Origin of the sequence: Streptomyces sp. NPDC057565, assembly GCF_042801455.1 — a bacterium.
Lineage (GTDB): Bacteria > Actinomycetota > Actinomycetes > Streptomycetales > Streptomycetaceae > Streptomyces > Streptomyces yanii.
In genome coordinates this window covers 1-13,545 of sequence record NZ_JBHVFU010000108.1, presented here as the reverse complement: position 1 = coordinate 13,545, position 13,545 = coordinate 1, and the positions used below count along the sequence as shown (strand labels likewise).

General features: G+C 67.4%; 14 protein-coding genes. 10 read left to right on the top strand and 4 right to left on the bottom strand.

Going from position 1 to position 13,545, the window contains the following annotated elements; genetic code table 11:
• Positions 1–559: transposase (locus ACFU8W_RS50485; protein WP_384052587.1), on the top strand; the 559-nt coding region annotated here is incomplete at its 5' end.
• A gap of 28 nt (positions 560–587) precedes the next feature.
• On the opposite strand, the gene ACFU8W_RS50480 is transcribed toward ACFU8W_RS50485, so the two are convergent.
• The 3 genes from ACFU8W_RS50480 to ACFU8W_RS50470 form a co-directional block, all read right to left on the bottom strand.
• Positions 588–956, bottom strand: coding sequence for a hypothetical protein (locus ACFU8W_RS50480; RefSeq protein ID WP_384052586.1), 369 nt, complete (start codon positions 954–956; stop codon positions 588–590).
• Between the two features lie 107 nt (positions 957–1,063).
• On the bottom strand, positions 1,064–1,225 hold the full coding sequence (locus ACFU8W_RS50475) for a hypothetical protein (RefSeq protein ID WP_384052585.1): 162 nt from the start codon (positions 1,223–1,225) through the stop codon (positions 1,064–1,066).
• Between the two features lie 281 nt (positions 1,226–1,506).
• A complete protein-coding gene (locus tag ACFU8W_RS50470; RefSeq protein ID WP_384052584.1) occupies positions 1,507–2,289 on the bottom strand; it encodes an aminoglycoside adenylyltransferase family protein in 783 nt (260 codons plus the stop codon).
• Between the two features lie 306 nt (positions 2,290–2,595).
• On the opposite strand from ACFU8W_RS50470, the gene ACFU8W_RS50465 reads away from it, so the two are divergent.
• The 3 genes from ACFU8W_RS50465 (at position 2,596) to ACFU8W_RS50455 (ending at position 4,195) form a co-directional block, all read left to right on the top strand.
• Positions 2,596–2,838, top strand: a complete 243-nt coding sequence (locus ACFU8W_RS50465; protein ID WP_384052583.1) for a hypothetical protein — start codon at positions 2,596–2,598, stop codon at positions 2,836–2,838.
• Positions 2,835–3,524, top strand: coding sequence for a restriction endonuclease (locus ACFU8W_RS50460; protein WP_384052582.1), 690 nt, complete (start codon positions 2,835–2,837; stop codon positions 3,522–3,524). The genes ACFU8W_RS50465 and ACFU8W_RS50460 overlap by 4 nt, the downstream gene beginning before the upstream one ends.
• 308 nt (positions 3,525–3,832) lie before the next feature.
• Complete coding sequence (locus ACFU8W_RS50455; protein WP_384052581.1) at positions 3,833–4,195, top strand: hypothetical protein; 363 nt, start codon at positions 3,833–3,835, stop codon at positions 4,193–4,195.
• A gap of 145 nt (positions 4,196–4,340) precedes the next feature.
• Here the strand turns inward: ACFU8W_RS50455 and ACFU8W_RS50450 are convergent, their stop codons facing one another.
• The gene (locus ACFU8W_RS50450) at positions 4,341–6,626 is read right to left on the bottom strand and encodes a family 20 glycosylhydrolase (protein WP_384052580.1); all 2,286 of its coding nucleotides are present in this window, start codon (positions 6,624–6,626) and stop codon (positions 4,341–4,343) included.
• Positions 6,627–6,987: 361 nt separating this feature from the next.
• On the opposite strand from ACFU8W_RS50450, the gene ACFU8W_RS50445 reads away from it, so the two are divergent.
• The 6 genes from ACFU8W_RS50445 to ACFU8W_RS50420 all read left to right on the top strand — a co-directional run bounded on the left by ACFU8W_RS50445 (position 6,988) and on the right by ACFU8W_RS50420 (position 13,283).
• The gene (locus ACFU8W_RS50445; RefSeq protein WP_384052579.1) at positions 6,988–7,458 is read left to right on the top strand and encodes a hypothetical protein; all 471 of its coding nucleotides are present in this window, start codon (positions 6,988–6,990) and stop codon (positions 7,456–7,458) included.
• Positions 7,459–8,325: 867 nt separating this feature from the next.
• Positions 8,326–9,771, top strand: a complete 1,446-nt coding sequence (locus tag ACFU8W_RS50440; protein ID WP_384052578.1) for a Gfo/Idh/MocA family protein — start codon at positions 8,326–8,328, stop codon at positions 9,769–9,771.
• A gap of 77 nt (positions 9,772–9,848) precedes the next feature.
• Complete coding sequence (locus tag ACFU8W_RS50435) at positions 9,849–10,847, top strand: NEW3 domain-containing protein (protein WP_384052577.1); 999 nt, start codon at positions 9,849–9,851, stop codon at positions 10,845–10,847.
• 196 nt (positions 10,848–11,043) lie between these two features.
• Positions 11,044–11,328: a hypothetical protein gene (locus tag ACFU8W_RS50430; RefSeq protein WP_384052576.1), complete on the top strand. Its 285-nt coding sequence runs from the start codon at positions 11,044–11,046 to the stop codon at positions 11,326–11,328.
• 90 nt (positions 11,329–11,418) lie between these two features.
• Entirely contained in the window at positions 11,419–12,825 is a 1,407-nt protein-coding gene (locus ACFU8W_RS50425) for a twin-arginine translocation signal domain-containing protein (protein ID WP_384052575.1), read from the top strand.
• Between the two features lie 230 nt (positions 12,826–13,055).
• Positions 13,056–13,283 carry a hypothetical protein gene (locus ACFU8W_RS50420; RefSeq protein WP_384052574.1) on the top strand — a complete coding sequence of 76 codons (228 nt, stop codon included), beginning with the start codon at positions 13,056–13,058 and terminating at the stop codon, positions 13,281–13,283.
• The last annotated feature ends 262 nt before the right edge of the window (positions 13,284–13,545 follow it).

Genomic DNA, 13,545 nt, shown 5'->3' with positions numbered 1-13,545 from the left:
GACGGTCGTCTGCGCCGACGAGCTCGGACCGGTGATCCCGCGCACCTTCCCGCCGGCGCCGGGCTGGTCGCCGGACGGACACCGGATCAAGAACGAGATCGACTACAGCCGCGGACCGGAAAACCCCTGGGTCTACGGCGGCCTGCGCATAGCCGACGGGCAGGAGATCACGATGACCGCGTCGTCGCGCAACAGCGCCTTCTACCAGCAATTCCTGCACAAACTCGAGGATGCCAACCCGGTCGGTGACATCTACGTGGTCACCGACAACCTGTCCTCACACAACAGCGTCTCGACGCGCACCTGGCTGGAGGACCACCCCCGCATCCGGCATGTGTTCATCCCGGTCGGCGCCTGCTGGCTGAATCTGCAGGAAGGGTGGTGGCGGATCTTCCGCAAAGCCGCCCTGGCCGGCCAGTCCTGCGTCGGTCCCGACGAGATCGACCAGGCCACCCGCCTCGCGACAGCCCAACTCAACGCCCGAGCCCGCCCCTGGATCTGGGGCAGACCCACCCCACCCACCCGCCGCTTACGCCGCCGCTATGTGTACTGCCTTTGAGGAACTCAGCACTAGCTCGATCGGGGCGTCAGCGCCAGTGCTGGTGCACCTTCAAGACATCGCAGCTCCATGCGGTGCGCTGCTGGGCGGAAGCGTGGCCGGTGGAGGGGCCGAGTTGTTTGGCAATCGCCGGGAAACGCGAGTGCATCCGTGGGTCTCTGACCGTCAACAGCGAAGAAAGCAGCGGTTCGCCTTCCTGGCGGTCCTCGTCTACCAGCCACAGGATGATGTATTCGTCGTCGCGGTGAAGCCGGGGCAGGTTTGGCGTGTGCTTGCGAATCAGCGGCCAGCTGGTGGTGTCTCCGGCGCGTGCGGTCTCCTCCAGGAGCGGTCGCAGCGGTCGTGATCTCGTACAGCTGCGCAGACTCCAGGCGAGAGCGTCGGCGTCGAGGAGCATGACGTCCTTTGGAGGACAGGGACGGGGCTGGGGATCGGGCGTGGGCGTGAGCCGTGCGGCGTGCCGGCACCGGGGCAGTTGGGAGGGCCACGCCCTGGAGCGGGTTCTCACAGGGCCGCCTTCTGGGCTCCGGGGGCGGCGGCACCGAAGGCGTGGGGGAATTCGCGGAGGTAGGCGTCGTCGAGGTCCTCGTCCCGCATACCGAGAAACCGGGTGATCGTCCGGTCGGCCGAAGCGACACTCGCACAGAGGCAGATGATGACATCCAAAGCGGATAGTGCGAGCCACTCGCCGGAGGTGCGGGCGATCAGGCCGCTGGCCAGGGAGCCGGCATCACGATTCCGGACAGGAAGGATGCCGCGGCGACCATCCGGTCCGCGCCGACGGCCTCGTCGTGGAGTTCACCGGGATCGACTACATCGAGCCCGACTACTCGTGACCGACTTGTCCGAGAAGGGCGCTCACCGTGGAACACTCTCCCACGGCTGGTCCGGCCTTGCATCGTTCCGCGTAGCTGTATGTGTGGGTGCAGCCGCGTCCTGCTGCTCGTTCATTCCTGCCTGCGGCGCAGGTCGTTGATCCTGGTGAGCACGTCCTCGGCATGCGGACGGATCTGGGCCTTGAGTTCATCGCTCCATACCTCGTCCTGGTAGCGGCAGGTGAGATACAGGTTCCGTGCGTGCTCCAGGACGGGGCGGTGTTGCGGGGGCAGGCGGGCGAGGGCCCAGTCGGCGGCGGCGTCCTTCGGTTTGATCTCGCCCGTGTCGAGGGTGGTCCAGATGCGTGCGAGGGTCAGCACGACGTTGCGGGTGTCCTCATCCAGCTCGGCCAGGAGCTCGGGGATGCCCGCGACGCTCGCCCGGACGAGGTCGGCGTGCGGCACCGGGTCGAGCACCTCGGCCGGACGCGGGCCCGCCAGGGGGCGGTCACCCGCCAGCGCCATCGTGATCACCAGGGCCAGGTCCGGCATCGGGCCGGGCTGCGGAATCCCGCCCGCTTCGTATTCCTCGCGCAGCCACTCCCCGTAGAGGAAGTCCCCGGCCGGGGGGAACCTCCAGGGGCGGACCTCGGACTGGACAACGACGGTGAGTTCGACCGGCCGGACCGTGGACGTCAGGCCGGAGATCTCCAGCAGCGCCCTCAGCAGGGACCGCCGCTGACGGTCTCCCAGACTTCTGCGTGTGACGGCCAGGACGTCCAGGTCACTGGCCGGGGCGAGACCCCCGAGCACGGCAGACCCGTGGAGGTACGTGCCGACGAGCTCGGGCCCCAGTGTGGCGCGGACGGCATCAACGGTCCGCTCAAGCTGATCCATTACGTCAGTGTCGTACACGCGCGTTCGCGGCGACTACGCCAGCCTCGGAGCGGGCCGCACCGCCCCGAGGGGAGGGAAGCCCGACAGAGCGCACGAGCCGCCTTGCACGAAATCCCGGCCCTGCATCGTCCGTGAGGTTCAGGAACAGGTTGTGACCTCCCTTTTCAGACGATCCGCCCTGCATGACCGAAAGTGATCTCCTCCTGATGTGTTGTCAGTGGTAGTTGGTTTGATGGGTCGGTTGCGCAAGGAGGCGCAGCCCGTGGGGGAGGGGGAACGGCAATGCCGTGGGTCAACGGGTATATACGGCGGAACGGTACGAAGGTGCGGGGGTACTCGCGCTGGGCGGCGGGGGCCCGCCGGGAGATGTCCACCCTGGTGCTGTTCGGGCTGGCGGTCGCCGTGATCGGGAACGCCCCGAACAGCAATACCGGCGGAAAGAGCGAGTTACCCAGGCCCTCCTCGACCGTGTACCCGGTCAAGTTCCCCGGCTGGAACAAGACCCCGGTGCCCAGGCCACGGCCCACGGTGTCCTACCCGATCCCGTGGGACCGGAGTAGCCGGTGAGTGGCCGGCGCCCGTCCCGCCGCCGACCGTCCCGCTCACGCAAACGCCGGCAACTGCGCGTCGGCGAGGCGCTGGTGCTCATTGCCGTCATTCTGTGGGTTGTTGGCCGGCTGCTGCATTGGCTCGCCGGGCACCTCTGGATCGTCCTTCTCACCTTTGTGCTGGTCGCTGCGGGCGCTGTTCTGTGGCAGCGCACCCGGATTCAGCAGGCCCGGCAGCGCCAGGCGAGCGCCCGCACCCTGCGCTACCCGATGACCCGCCTCGACCAGCTGCATCACCGCGACTTCGAGTACGCCATACGCGACCTGATGTACCGCGACGGCTGCACGGATGCCGTCCAGGTCGGCGGCGCCGGAGACAATGGCGCCGACGTCAAGGCCACCGACCCCTACGGCCGACGCTGGGTCATCCAGTGCAAACACCGCCGCGCCGGCCTGGACGGAGCCGCCGTCGGAACTCCGGACCTCCAAGTCCTCAACGGCACCGGACGTCCCGTCCACAAAGGCGACGTCATTGTCCTGGTCACCAACGGCCGCTTCTCCAAACCCGCCCAGGACTTCGCCAAGTCACAGCGCCTGCACCTCGTGGACCGGGCAACCCTCGCCACCTGGGCCGGCGGACACCGCCCCCTGTGGGAGCTGCTGCGCGCTGTCCCGCCTCCACGACGACCGAGCTCCCTGTTGTGACAGCACGCAAGGAGTGCGTCCAGCCACTGCAGCCGGTCGATGAAGGTTGGGGCCAGGGTGCGGATGCGTGACTCGGGTCCCGCGCCGCTCACGGCGCGGGACGGCCATGTCGACACCGTGGTTTCGTTGATCTCCGGGGGGACAACGATTGTCGACTCGTTCGGGAGTCAGTTGCTGATCAACAGACTTGTGGATGTCGAGGAGAAGTGACGGCACTGATGGTGGCCGCGGACGTGGAAGGACCATGAGCCTGGAGGCGGCTGGCTGTCGAGGCGAGCTCTGGCTCAGCAGATATCTGCGTCCACTTGATGTGGCTGAAGAATCTGAACAAGCCGCGCCCGCGCGCGACGCCCTGGCCCGGCAGGTCGAACGGCTCGGCGCATCCCCGATCGCTGGCCCGCCAGCTCGGGAGCGTCACCGGCGTTCCGGTCACCCTGCACATCGGAGGGGACCCCTCCTCGTCCGACTGCGCCAAGCCCCTGATCCTGAACACCGACGACTGGTCGGTCGTTCGGGACCAGCCCGACCACCGCGCCGTGCGACCGACGGACATGCTGGCGCTGACGCCCACCGGCCACGGATTCCTGTGGGCCGGACAGAACAGCGCTCGCAATGTCCTCCTCACCGGTTCCGGTAACGGCACGGGCACCACGACGGTGAAGGGCGGCTAGTCTCGTATACGAGGTCTAGCCGCCCTGTTTCGATTTCGGCACACCGAGGCAGACTCAGGAGATGCTCGTGGCTCGTCGTCGCGATCTTCGTTGCGGGACTGTCGAGGACGGGCGAGATCCTGAGCGATGAGCAGTAGGGCCCTCCTCAGCTACGTGTCGGTGGTCCGGCAGGCCGAGGCGCGGGCAGTGTCGGCGCCGCGGGGTAGGTTGCGCAAACAGCCTCGGGACGCTGCGTCCGCACGGAGGACACCTGGTCGGCCGTGAGGTGCTGTGCGTAGATGTCCAGGGCGGCGAGAGTCGTGCCGGACGCGCCGTAGAGCATCCGCGAGCGGGGCAGCGTCAGCTCACTGGTGACGGTGCCGACGCGCTCACCGTTGAGATACAGCGTGATGGTCGAACCGTCGCTGGTGAGAGCGAAGTCGGCCCATTGCCCTGACCCGAGGCCACGACCAAAGCTCTGGGTCACACCGTTCCAGCGCACGGTGACGTCGGTCGGGCTCAGGGTGACCCGGTTCGTGGAGTCGACCTGGCCGAGCAGAGTCACCGTTCCGCTCACCTTGGCGGTGCCGGTGACCGACCAGGGTCCGGTCAGGTTGGAGGCCCCGAGCCAGTAGCCGCCGGAGTCGATGACCTTCACCTGGCCCTTGTCCGGGTCGGTGGCTGAGCGCGTCGAGACGAACAGCGGGGTCATCCCGCTGAGGTCGCATCGGTCGATGATTCCGCGTCGGTTGTTTGACGTGTGCGCGTCATAGGTGCCACGGGGGAACTCCGGATCCATGACGTATTGGTGGATCGGTCGGGCGTTCGTGGTGGCGTTGGGCTGCTGGATGCTCGTGTATCCCGGTGCGGTGCCGATGGTCTGCATGGTGGCCTCGTATGCCGCGTATTCCGTCTGGGTGCGCGGGCGGGTGTTCCACTGCCGGTCTGCGACCCGACCTCTCGGCATGATCGACAGCGACTCGAGCCACTGGCCTTCAGCCCAGCCCAAGTCGTCACCCCAGACGTGCATGCCCCAGCCGAGGATCTTCGGGTCGGTGGGTGTGGTCCACGTCTGGGCGATGCGCTGCTGGTTGGGGCGGCCTGAACGGGCCGGCACCAGGTAGAGGAAGCTGCTGTCAGCGACGATCTTGTCGTAGGGCTTCAGGTGGGCGGCGGTTCCACTGCCGGTCCAGTCCATGACGATGATGTTGGTGTCGAGCGGGATGTTGCGCGCCGACGCCTCGGAGCCGTTGTAGATCACCGAGGTGCGGCCCTGGGCTCGAACGTGGTCATTCACCTCATTGATGAACTCCATCTCGACATCGGCCGTTGTGGCGTACTTGCCGTTCGAGTTGGCCACGTAGTCCCCCAGAGCGGGGCAGCGGTTCATGTTCGGGGGCATCTCGTCACCACCGAGGTGGACCCATGGCGAGGAGAACCAGGGGAGGAACTCGTCGAGCATCTCCTGGGAGACCTTGAGGGCCTTCGGGTTCATGAGGTTGAACGTGAAGTCGTCGGTCAGGTGGCTGTAGCTGTAGCCCTGGCAGGTGTTCTGCGGAGTCGCGCCCGTGTCGCGCTCACCGAACCCCGGTTCGACCTCACGCGGCCCGTCTGCCATGCCGACGTGGAAGTAGGCCGACTTGGGTGAGACGTGGGCCGGCAGCTCGAAACCTGGAACGAGGGTCACGTTGTTCTCCCGGGCGATCCGGTCGAGACTCTCGATGTCAGCCCGGTCGTAGCTGAAGCCTGGCTCGGCCAGCCCGGGGTACTTGGGGCTGTTGAGTCGGAAACCCTCGGCGTCATCGACGTGAAGAACCAGGTAGTTCTGCTTGAGGTACCCCATCTGTCGGATGACGTCGGCCACGGCGCGCGGCTCCCAGTACTCACGGGACACGTCGATCGTGTTCATGCGCACGGTGGTGTTGGCGCGGTCAGTGAGGACACCGGTGGGCAGGGTGCGTTGGTCGGCGCTCCCGACCAGCAGCTGGATCAGGCTGCGCGACCCGTAGTAGATACCGCTGGCCGTGGGCGCGGTGAGCCGCACCGTCCGACCGATCTCCAGCCGGTACCCCTCGGGGCCGACCTCGGGTGCGAGAGCCGCATCGAGGGCCACCTGGATGCCGTTGTCGTTCGCGCTGTTCGCTTGGGTGAGGGGTAGGCGGACACCCGTGCGGGCCTCGATGTCTCGAGCGGCATACCGGGCGACCTCGCGCAGCGGCCGGGTCGACACAATGGGGTCGGATTCTGTCGTCATGCCTGAGACAACGGTCCAGCGGTCGGCGGTGGCCGGATCGATCACGACCCTGGTCGTATTCGGCAGCGTGAGCTTCCCCCCTGCGGGTTCCCAGTTCTGCGGAACCGGTAGCAGGGTCGTGCGTGGGTCGGCGACGTCGCTTTGGGCCCCCTCAGGCGTCGTCAGAACAGTAGATTTCGCGCCGGCCTCACTCGCCATTGCGGGCGACACCAGCACCGAGCATGCCGTCAGGGCTGCGAGGCAGCCGGCGAGTCGCGATACTCGCAACTTCGCCGACCCCTGGTGACGAGGGACGGCACGGCGACCAGATTTTGACATGATGCCTCCCATCAATTGGTCTAGACCGGTCTAGACCAATTGATGGGAGTGTGGCCCGTGTGAGCGCCACGGTCAAGAGGGGGCCAACGTGCAGGATTGACAAGAGGGGCCAGCGTGCAGGGCTGACGCGCTGCCCAAGCCCCTTGGGGTGCAGTTCCTTTGAAGGGAAGGGTTGAGTAGTCCGCTGTGCGTGGGGCGGGCCAGGGTCACCAGCCCTTGATCACCGAGCTGCCCTCTCGCGTTGCTCAAGCCACTCGAGGTACCAGCTGCGGAAGGTGTGAAGGATTCCGTTTGCATCGATGTGCGGCTCGAAGGGCGAGTTGACCGCGCAGTCCTGGTCGCGGAGTTCCCCGCGGTGCGGGCCGACGATGATGAGCCAGCCGCCACGAAGCTCGGCCGCGGTGAACTGTTCGAGACCATTGGCTTCCTCAACTACCTGCGCGAGACCGTGCTCGGCCCCTTGGCGGCTCGCCGGGTGGGCGCAATGCCCCGCGGTGTACGCCACCTCGAAACCGTCGCGCCCGAAGAGGCGCGCGACCTTCAGGCGACGCTGTGCGGCTACGACCGCCACGAGGCCGGACAGGCCCTTCTCGCCGCCGTCGAGCTCTACCGCCGGTGGTCCGATGCCGGTGGAGCAGTCGTTGAACGCCGCCACCACGCCGAGAAGCTCACCCTGCAATACCTCCACGACGTCAGCGACCAAGGACACTGACTGAAGCGGGTCGGCACACGGGGAACATGACGAAGCCCTTCCCCGGTGGGGGGAAGGGCTTCGTGAGTGAGCGCTGGGCAGGCCTTGCACCTGCATTTCCCCACGGGTAGTGGGGCGTCTTTCCTTGGACCACCAACGCAGCGTCAGTCACCGCAAGGTGCGGCAAACTTTCAAGATCGACTATAGCGCATTCAGGCCGTGGTCCGGCCCGGCCGACGCGCGACGGTTTGCCGGGATTCCGGTTCCGTCGCGACCTCTTTACTCCCGCACCCGGCTCCGCCGTGTACACGGCTCGACCATCATGTGACGCTCGATCAAGTTCGCCTGTCGCAGGCGGGGCGAGCATGGCGAACTCGGTGCTGCGGGGAGGAGCGTCGCTGGGTGGGGTGCTCGTCATCGGTGTCGCGCTGCTGACGGCGCTCAACTCTCTGGCGTAAGGCTTGTCCGCTTCTCGACAGCATCGGATGGACAGCGGACGAGATCGACACCCGCGTCGCCCTGCCCACGGAGCTCGGGCAGTTCGGCGCAGGGGAGGCGGGCGATGTGCGACTTGCGCATAGGCGACTGCCGCCGCTGGAACTGGTGCGGCGACACTCCATGACCGGGGCGTCGGCGGTGAGCGTGGGAGCCGCTGAGCTGTCCGGCGGCCGAGCGGGCTGCCTCGGTGCGGGCATTCTCGCCCGGGAGGCGGCCGGATCCGAACCGCGGCCCGCCCCGCCGTGCACGCAGATGCAGCGGAACGCGGGGCCCGCGATGTTCATTTATGAGCGCAAGAAGCATTTTGCAAACATCTATTGACATGCGGATGTTGCGCCGGTCACAGTCATCCCGCCAGTGATACCGACCACGTCGAATCTGGAGTCCTTCATGTCTGAAGTCCCCGCAGTCTCGCGGCGATCGGTTCTCGGAGGGGCGGTGGCCACGGGCGCGATCGCCGCCGGCTTCGGAGCCGCCGGGTCCGCCCCCGCGCTCGCCGCGCCGGGCGCTTCCGGTGCGGTCATGGCCTCCGAGCCGCGCCGCATCGCCGGCCAGACATCCATGATCAACGTGCCGTACGAGGCGCACCGGACCGTCCGGGTCGCCGTCATCGGCCTCGGCAACCGCGGCAACGGCATGACCACGGGCTGGTCCGCCGTGCCCGGCTGTCAGGTCACCGCCGTCTGCGACATCCGCCCGGACCGGGCCAAGCGCGTCGCTGACAACCTGGTCAAGGCGGGCAAGCCGCGCCCCGCCGAGTTCGGCGGCTCCGCCGACTCGTACGCCGAGATGCTGAAGCGGGACGACATCGACCTCGTCTACATCGCCACGCCCTGGGAGTTCCACTACCCGCAGGGCAAGGCCGCGCTGCTGGCCGGCAAACACGTTGTCGTCGAACTCCCCATCGCCACCCAGCTCGAGGAGCTGTGGGACCTGGTCGACACCTGCGAACAGACCCGACGACACCTGATGCTCTCCGAGAACTGCTCGTACGGCCGCAACGAGCTGGCCATGCTCAAGATGGCGCACGAAGGCGTGTTCGGCGACGTCACGAACGGCCACGGCGGTTACCTGCACGACCTGCGTGCGCTGCTGTTCTCGGACACGTACTACACGGACTCCTGGCGCCGCCTGTGGCACACCCGCAGCACCGCCTCCTTCTACGCGATGCACGGTCTCGGCCCGGTCGCCGCGGCGATGGACATCAACCGCGGCGACCGGATGACCACGCTGCGCGCCACCGCGACCGCCCCGAAGGGCCTCGCCGACTACCGCGAGCGCTTCGTCCCCAAGGGCCACCCGTCGTGGAACGAGACCTACATCAACGGCGACCTCGTCACCTGCATGATCGAGACCGCCAACGGCCGGACGATCCGCGCCGAGCACAATGTGAGCGAGCCCCGCCCGTACAGCCGCATCAACAGCCTCGCCGGCAGCCGCGGCATCTTCGAGGACTACGCCGGAACCTCCTCCACCGGCGCCCGGGTCTACTTCGAGCCCGACCACGGCGACGACGCCTGGCGGGACTTCGGGTCGTACCGCAAGGAGTTCGACCACTGGCTCTGGAAGAAGATCGGCGACGACGCCGCGAACAACGGCGGCCACGGCGGCATGGACTACGTCCTGCAGTGGCGCACCGTGCAGCTGATGCGCGCGGGCCTTGTGCCCGACATCGACGTGTACGACTCGGCGGCCTGGTGCGCGCCGGTGCCGCTGAGCGTCATGTCCCTGGAGAAGAAGGGCAAGCCGGTAGCGATCCCGGACTTCACCCGGGGCGCGTGGGTGAACCTTCGTCCCGGCCTCGACTCGCGCATGACCGAGATGCCGCCCGTGTGATTCCGGCCCACGTCCAGCCCTGTCCGCTGAACCCTGGCCGAGCACTGCCCGAACCGTGAGAGAAGGAGCGAGCATTCATGTCCGTACTTGTGACCGCAGCCCGAAGAGCCGCGGCGGCCCTGGCGGTGGGGGCGGTGGCGTTCACCTCCGCCCCCGCGAGCGCCGCGTCCCAGGACGCGACCTCGTCCGAGGCGCGCACCCAGGTGACGATCGCCCCCATCGACCTGAACGGCCCTGCCATTTCGGAGGTGAAGGTCACCGTCACCAATGAGGGACCCGATCGCCTGCGCCGGCTCAAGGTCACCTTCAACGGCCCCGTCGGCTGGGCCGTGCAGCCCGCGGTGCGCAGCGTCGACGGTTCGTACCAGCCGGGTGCCGCAGCCACGGCGGAGTTCCGGATCCAGGTACCGGAACAGCGCGCGGGCTTCACCATGCGCACGTTCACGGCCAGCGCCACCTACGAGGGAGGCGACGGCCGGGGCACCGCCACGGGCACCCGGGTCGAGCGGTCCGGCCCTGTGCTGGACCGCCTCTCCGACGCGTACAACAACGTCGCCATCACCGACGAGAACAACACCAAGGCCGGTAACTACGACGGCGAGGGCAACAGCTTCTCCGCACAGAAGCTCGCCGCGGTCGGGCTGACGCCCGGAGCGTCCGTCACCGCCCTCGGCGCCCAGCTGACTTGGCCTGCCGCGACCCCCGGCACGAAGAACAACGTGTCGAGCACCGGACAGGGCGTGAAGGTCGCCGGCAAGGGCAGCAAACTGGTCTTCCTCGGCTCCGGCGTCGGCAACGGGGCCACCGGCACGGCGACGGTGATCTACGCAGACGGGTCGAGCACCACCGGGTCGATCGGCTTCCCCAACTGGTCGTTCCAGGACGCCACAGCACACGGCGCGACGCTCGTGAAGTCGACGGACGGCCGCAACCGTCCGGATGGGTACGGCAACGCGGGCATCGCCTACCGGATCTTCGCCCACTCCATCGCACTGGACCCGGCCAAGCAGGTCGAACTCGTGGTGCTTCCGGCCAATGCCGGCATCCACCTCTTCGACATCGCCGTGGCTCCGTGACACCCCTCGGACACCACGGGCGGCGGCCGGCGGAGGGCACACCCTCCGCCGGCCGGCGCGGTTGATGAAACATCCCCGTGCCGATAAGGGGCACGGTGGTGTCCGGCCTGGCGGCGGCAAACGCCGCGAGCGGCGCCAGGGCACCCATCGTCATGACGCCGACGACCACTGCGCCCGCGGCCGGCACGGCTCTGGCGTGCGCCGGCGTGTTCTCGAAGTCGTCCAGCTCCAGCGTCAGGTAGTGCGGGAAGCCGAAGTTGTAGGTGCAGGCCAACTTCGCCTTGTCCTCCCGGGCGTAGGCCCGCCGGGCGCCGTCGATCCAGGCGCCGGCCTCTGCGTCCAGGCCCTGGAGAAGGACATACGCAACTGGATCAAGATCTGGAACGAAGACCCGAAACTCTTCGTCTGGACGAAGACCGCGGACGAGATCCTTGAACGCCTCGCCGGACAGCTGAACCGAATTCCCGACTCAGGACACTAGTGGTTTAGACCCTTGTGCCGTGGGGGTGGCGCTGCCAGGCTCAGCCGAGCTGGAGACCCGTCCTGAGACATCTGAGACAGGAGTGTCCGTATGCCTTCCTTTCCCCTGCTGTCCCGCCGCCGCTTCCTGGGAGCCGCCGGCGCGATCGGGGCCGCTGCCACCTTCGCGGGGCCCGGTGTCGCCCGGGCTGCAGGGAATGACGTCAAACCCATCGGTTGGCAGAACCTGGGGACGTATCCGGGGGCGGACGCAGCCGGGAAGCGGGTGAAGGCGATCCTTGCCGGGAGTTCCCGCTATCTGATCGGGCCCTGGTACGCAGGGACGTACACGCGGTATCTCCCCGACGGATACATCGATCTCAAGGGCACCGACGAGCGGGCCGTCCGCCTGCCCGCCATGGCCGCCGTGGCGACCGCCACCGCGCTGACCACCCGCACCTACGACGAGCGGACGCTGTCCAGCGTCAACGCCACCATCCGGACCCGGAACCTGATCCGCACCCTCGCCGCCCGGCACCGGGCGAACAACACCGACACCGCGACCCGATGGGGCGGCGACTGGCAGACCGCACTGTGGGCGTACTACGCCGCGCTGGCCGGGTGGCTGCTGTGGGACAAACTCGACGCCACCGAGCGGGATCACCTGGCTGCCATGCTGGTCTGGGAAGCCGACCGGCTGACCACAGGAAACGACATCTACCTCGTCGGCACCAGCGGCTACCAGCTCTACATGACTCGCACCGACGGCACCGTCGTCTCCCCCGGCGACAGCAAGGCCGAAGAGGACAACTGGAGCGCGGCCGCGCTCTCCCTGGCCGCGGTGATGATGCCGGATCACCCCAACGCCGCCCGCTGGAAGCGCCGCAACATCGAGCTTCTGCTGGCCGCAGCGGCCTGCCCCGCGGACCTCACGAGCGACGAGACGATCAACGGCATCCAGCTGTCGAGCTGGCTGCAGGGCACGAACATCGCCGACGACGGCACCCTGCAGAACCACGCTCGACTGCATCCGCTGTACATGGTGGCCTTCGACCAGAGCCTCTACCAGGGCTTCGTGTTCGGCTTGGCGAACCAGGCCGCACCGCGCGCCGCGCTGCACAACATCGACCGGACGTACGCGGCCCTGGTGGACAAGCCGTTCCCGCTCCCCGACGGGGGCACCAGCCCCATCTACCGCGCGAACTCGGCGGAGATCTACTACCCCGAGGGCAATGACTGGGGCACCCATTTCCCCTTCTACTTCGGCAATTTCGACCTGCTGGTCACTCTCACCGGCCAGGACACCGGTATCCACCCGGCCGCTGCCAAGTGGGAACGGCTGCACAACGAGAATCAGTTGGCCCTCATGTCTCGCTTCACGGACGGTCGCACGTACGGCGCGTCCGCGGAGAACACGTACTACGGCCGCGAGCATCGCATCGGCGCCATGGCCGGCCAGGCGTACCTCACCCTGTTCCTCGCCCGTAATACGACGGGCAACCGGCTGTGCTGGAGGTGACAGGAGAACGTCTGTGAGACGCCCTACGTCGCCCGCAACAAACTCGCCTCACTCGAACGCCTCACCCGGAACCGCAACCGCACCCCCGTCACACCGGGCATGCCGATCATCCCGGGCGAGATGCGATGACACAGCCCCAAACGCGAGGCAGATTCCGCTCGTTCTCAGCGTTGGGTAGCCAACAACTGTCCATCTGCACGAGCCAATTCCGCAACTATTCGGATAGCAGTGTGCAAATTGTCAAGCCCAGGGGTGCCACCCCTGCGTGGCGTGCTGCCCACCATCACGGCAACCAGCTCATCGAGAGCATCGGCAGCCTCACCAAGCCGCGCCAGCTGCGCATCGCCGCAGCAGCTCGTCAGAGTCCTAAGCCAATACTCTGCTTCGACGAGGTCATCGAACCACTCCCGCACGTGTTCCTTGGCCATGATGGCGGCGGCTTCTGCCGTGATCGTTGAGCGGCGGTTCGCGGCTCGAAGAAGGCCTGTGACGCGGCCGGGCAAGGGCAGGTTCCGTCGGCCGCGGAGGATCGTTGTCAGTAGACCTCGAGACCAGTCTGGTTCAGCACTGTCTGCACCTTCGTGAAGTAGTTCACGTAGTTTCCGGTGGAGGAAGAGTTGCACACTGACTGGATTCAACCGGTCGTTGCAACACCGGCTTGTTGGAGCAACAGTAGCTGCTCGTTGAACGCCTCGGCCGGTGTCTTCCAGCCGAGCGTCT

What these genes read in the sequence shown, in the direction of transcription:
- ACFU8W_RS50440 (WP_384052578.1), top strand. Translation starts at nt 8,326, where the DNA reads ATGTCTGAAGTCCCCGCAGTCTCGCGGCGATCGGTTCTCGGAGGGGCG.
- ACFU8W_RS50455 (WP_384052581.1), top strand. Translation starts at nt 3,833, where the DNA reads ATGTGGCTGAAGAATCTGAACAAGCCGCGCCCGCGCGCGACGCCCTGG.
- ACFU8W_RS50435 (WP_384052577.1), top strand. Translation starts at nt 9,849, where the DNA reads ATGTCCGTACTTGTGACCGCAGCCCGAAGAGCCGCGGCGGCCCTGGCG.
- ACFU8W_RS50425 (WP_384052575.1), top strand. Translation starts at nt 11,419, where the DNA reads ATGCCTTCCTTTCCCCTGCTGTCCCGCCGCCGCTTCCTGGGAGCCGCC.
- ACFU8W_RS50480 (WP_384052586.1), bottom strand. Translation starts at nt 956, where the DNA reads ATGCTCCTCGACGCCGACGCTCTCGCCTGGAGTCTGCGCAGCTGTACG.
- ACFU8W_RS50450 (WP_384052580.1), bottom strand. Translation starts at nt 6,626, where the DNA reads ATGGCGAGTGAGGCCGGCGCGAAATCTACTGTTCTGACGACGCCTGAG.